Raw genomic sequence first — 366 nt, 5'->3', positions numbered from 1 at the left:
CTGCGTGAACTATACCGAGCACTTAATGATGGAAGTACTGAGGGCTGTTCTGGATGCTTATGCTGTGCCATACACCCAACGGTATTTCCAAGCTAACTACGTGTCAGACAAATTCCTAGAAGTGACGCGAGAACGAGAGCTGCCACTGGTTATTATTGATGACCTAGGGGATAGAGAAAGCGATGAGCAAGGTGGTCGGGCTGAGACTATCTGTCAGCTACAGAAGACATTAAACCCTGCAGTAATTATGAAATCTAGCGAGTTGTCAACGTACGACAAGCTGCACCCAGACCATGCTTATCTGGTCTTGAACCGCTCTACGAGTGATGGCTCAAGCATTCGAAATTATAGTGAAGAGCAACGTCA

At 46.7% G+C, this 366-nt stretch carries 1 protein-coding gene; it reads left to right on the top strand.

Annotation, left to right across the window (positions count from 1 at the left end):
- Positions 1-25: 25 nt before the first annotated feature.
- On the top strand, positions 26-366 hold a 341-nt coding region (locus AB4486_RS25060; protein WP_372119406.1), incomplete at its 3' end, for a hypothetical protein.

Origin of the sequence: Vibrio sp. 10N.222.55.C6, from assembly GCF_041473395.1 — a bacterium.
Lineage (GTDB): Bacteria > Pseudomonadota > Gammaproteobacteria > Enterobacterales > Vibrionaceae > Vibrio > Vibrio crassostreae_C.
Note: the sequence above shows the minus strand (reverse complement) of the source record. Positions and strands in the feature narration are given on the sequence as shown.